The 3,380-nt window shown below is 70.0% G+C and carries 2 protein-coding genes, 1 pseudogene and 1 riboswitch; all 3 genes and pseudogenes read right to left on the bottom strand.

The window, feature by feature from the left end; translation table 11 throughout:
- Window positions 1-190: 190 nt before the first annotated feature.
- The gene (gene thiC, locus ACOJSF_RS02560; protein WP_420140665.1) at window positions 191-2,155 is read right to left on the bottom strand and encodes a phosphomethylpyrimidine synthase ThiC; all 1,965 of its coding nucleotides are present in this window, start codon (window positions 2,153-2,155) and stop codon (window positions 191-193) included.
- 27 nt (window positions 2,156-2,182) lie between these two features.
- Window positions 2,183-2,293: riboswitch (TPP riboswitch) on the bottom strand.
- A 27-nt stretch (window positions 2,294-2,320) separates the two neighbouring features.
- Complete coding sequence (locus ACOJSF_RS02555) at window positions 2,321-3,145, bottom strand: hypothetical protein (protein ID WP_420140664.1); 825 nt, start codon at window positions 3,143-3,145, stop codon at window positions 2,321-2,323.
- Window positions 3,145-3,380: pseudogene (locus ACOJSF_RS02550) on the bottom strand (uroporphyrinogen III synthase HEM4); the annotation flags it as partial. The gene ACOJSF_RS02555 and the pseudogene ACOJSF_RS02550, both read right to left, overlap by 1 nt.

Below are 3,380 nucleotides of genomic sequence, written 5' to 3'. Positions count from 1 at the left end.
CCGATTTCCCTGCCGATCTGATCGGCGAGCTGAACCTAGTACGCCTCAAGTTCATGGACGAGTTCGAAGCTCGGTTCCCCGCCTACGGCAAGGGCCGAGCGACCTGGCGCTGACCGCCACATACGTTTCGAAACGGGCTCTAAGAAAAACCTTCATATACTGCCCCCCGGCGTCAGGGCGACAGACTAGATCAATCCCGCTCTCGATCGCCAGCCCCCATATAAAGCTCGCGGCCGGTTTCGTTGTAGACCTTGCTCATCGCCTGCATGCCGGCTTCGGCCGAGGCTGCGTCCAGCGGCAAGCCCCCTCCACCATGCTGCGCATGGTCCGCTCCGGTGCTCGCCTGTCCCCCGGACAGGCTGTGCTCCTCGCCCCCGTTTCGGGGAGGATTTGCGGCGAGGAAGGTGTCTGCCGAAGCATTCTGCTTCGCGGCGAAATCGCGGACTTCTTGGGTGATCTTCATCGAGCAGAATTTGGGGCCGCACATCGAGCAGAAGTGCGCGGTCTGGGCGCCTTCGGCGGGGAGGGTCTGGTCGTGAGATTGCTCCGCCGTGTCGGGATCGAGCGACAGGTTGAACTGGTCGCGCCAGCGGAATTCGAAGCGGGCGCGGCTTAGGGCATCGTCGCGGACCTTGGCGGCCGGGTGACCCTTGGCGAGATCGGCGGCGTGGGCGGCGAGCTTGTAGGTGACGACGCCGACCTTCACGTCGTCGCGATCGGGCAGGCCCAGATGCTCCTTGGGCGTGACGTAGCAAAGCATCGCCGTGCCGTACCAGCCGATCATCGCCGCGCCGATGCCGCTGGTGATATGGTCGTAACCCGGCGCGATGTCGGTGGTGAGCGGCCCGAGCGTGTAGAAGGGCGCCTCGCCGCAGGCTTCGAGCTGCTTGTCCATGTTCGCCTTGATCTTGTGCATCGGCACGTGGCCGGGGCCTTCGATCATCACCTGCACGTCCTGCGCCCAGGCGCGCTTGGTCAGCTCGCCCAGCGTGTAGAGCTCGGCGAATTGCGCCTCGTCATTGGCGTCGGCGATCGCGCCGGGGCGAAGGCCGTCGCCGAGGCTGTAGGCGATGTCATACGCCTTCATGATCTCCGTGATCTCGTCGAAGCGTTCGTAGAGGAAGCTCTCCTTGTGATGCGCGAGGCACCATTTCGCCATGATCGATCCGCCGCGCGACACGATGCCGGTCACGCGCTTGGCCGTGAGCGGGATGTAGGGCAGGCGCACGCCGGCGTGGATGGTGAAATAGTCGACGCCCTGTTCGGCCTGTTCGATCAAAGTGTCGCGGAAGATCTCCCACGTCAGATCCTCGGCGATGCCGCCGACCTTCTCCAGCGCCTGGTAGATCGGGACGGTGCCGATCGGCACGGGGCTGTTGCGCAGGATCCACTCGCGCGTGTCGTGGATGTTGCGGCCGGTCGACAGGTCCATCACCGTGTCGGCGCCCCAGCGGATCGACCAGACCATCTTGTCGACCTCGGCCGCGACGTCGCTGGCGACCGCCGAATTGCCGATATTGGCGTTGATCTTGACCAGGAAGTTGCGGCCGATCGCCATCGGCTCGGATTCGGGGTGGTTGAGGTTGTTGGGGATGATCGCGCGGCCGCGCGCGACCTCGTCCCGCACGAATTCGGGGGTGACGTAATCGGGGATGGCGGCGCCCCAGTCCTGCCCGTCGCGGTGATATTCGGCGAGGCGTTCGCGGCCGAGATTCTCGCGCTCCGCCACATATTCCATCTCGGGCGTGATGATGCCGCGGCGGGCGTAATGCATCTGGCTGACGTTCGCGCCGGGCTTCGCGCGGAGCGGGCGCTGGCGGACGTTGGGGAAGCGCTGGACGCCGGCGGAACGGTCCGGGCCCTTCAGGCCGTTATCCTCGGGCCGGACCTCGCGCGCCTGAACCTCTTCGACATCGCCGCGCGACCGGATCCAGTCGCGGCGCAGCTCGGGCAGGCCGGCCATGATGTCGATGCGGGCGTGCGGATCGGTATAGGGGCCCGACGTGTCGTAGACGCGGACCGGCGGCTCGCCCGAGGAGGGTTCGAGCATGATCTCGCGCATCGCGACGCGGTGCTTGCCGACATGGATCTTGGTGGAGCCCCGGATCGGGCCGGTGGTGACGGCGAGTTCGGTGCGGGCGGGAATGTCGGCCATACGTCGTCTCCTTGCGGGAGCGAGAACGGCGGGACCGCGCTCCACTCCCTACGCCGGTCTCAACCGGATCAGGTTCGGCGGGTCGGAGGCTCCTGCCTCCCTCTCAAGCGCGGATGAACGCTCCCCCGGGGATGGCGCGGATTGTGAGGCCGGGCGGCCCCTGCGTCAACCGCCCGTGGGACGCGGCGCGCGCGGGGCGAGCAAGGCGGCGGTCTCCAGCCGGTCGAGCGCGTTGCGCGCGAGGACGTAGCGGCGCGCCTGCGCCAGCCACGCGGCGGCGGCGCGCGCGCCGGGCATGCGCGACACCTCGGCGGCGGCGGCGTCCACCTGCCCCTGTTCCAGCGCGGCGGCGGCGCGGCCGTAGCGGTCGGGCGCGGCCTGGCTCGGCTGATCGGCGTGGCGGACGACGAACAGGCTCGACATTTCGCGGCGGAGGCCGGTCCACAGGCTTTCGTCGGGGCTGGCGGCGACGAGGGTCGGGCGGAGCGCGGCGAGCCCCTCACGCAGATCGAGCAGGGTGACGGGGCGCTGGCTGGCGGCGATGATCTGCGCGACCGAGGCGGCATCGCCCGCGCCGAACCGCTCGCGCAGCATCCCTTCGAGATAGCCGAGCTGCTGCCCGCGATCGAGCGCGCGGCGCGCGGCGAAGGCGACGAGCAGCCCTTCGGCGCGCTCGGCATCGCCGGTCACCGCCTCGGCATTCGCCTCGACCGCGCCCAGCCGGGCCTGAAGTTCGTTGACGCGCTCGGCCAGCGCGGGATCGGCGAGCGGCGCGGGCTGCACGATCACCGGCGCGGGCTTGGCCGCGACCACCACCGGGGCCGGCGCCGCGGGGGGAGCAGCGGCGACCCAGCCCGACACCAGATCCCAGTTGCGCACCGCCGCGACGGTGCCGGCAATGCCGAGCACGAAGGCGACCAGCGCCAGCACAAGCGGGGCGGCGATCCCGCGACGGGGGGCCGGCGTCCCGTAATAATCGCGCGTGTCCATCACCCTTTCTGGCACAGTCGCGCGGCCGCCGCCAACAGCGCGTCGTCGGTCGGCATGTCGGCCACCGCCGCCGCCGGCCAGCCGCGCGCGGCGGCGGGGCTGATCGCCGCGACGCGCAGCGCGCCCGCATCCATCCCGGCGCGCGCCACCAGATCCGCCCGCCCTCCCCCCGCGCGGGGGGAGTGGAGCAAGGCGACCGCGCCGTTTTCCAGCGCGGCGCGCGCGGCGGGCGGCA

This window comes from Sphingomonas sp., assembly GCF_048594985.1.
Classification (GTDB): domain Bacteria; phylum Pseudomonadota; class Alphaproteobacteria; order Sphingomonadales; family Sphingomonadaceae; genus Sphingomonas_I.
This window is presented reverse-complemented; position numbering and strand designations above follow the sequence as displayed.

What these genes read in the sequence shown, in the direction of transcription:
- ACOJSF_RS02555 (WP_420140664.1), bottom strand. Translation starts at nt 3,145, where the DNA reads ATGGACACGCGCGATTATTACGGGACGCCGGCCCCCCGTCGCGGGATC.
- thiC (WP_420140665.1), bottom strand. Translation starts at nt 2,155, where the DNA reads ATGGCCGACATTCCCGCCCGCACCGAACTCGCCGTCACCACCGGCCCG.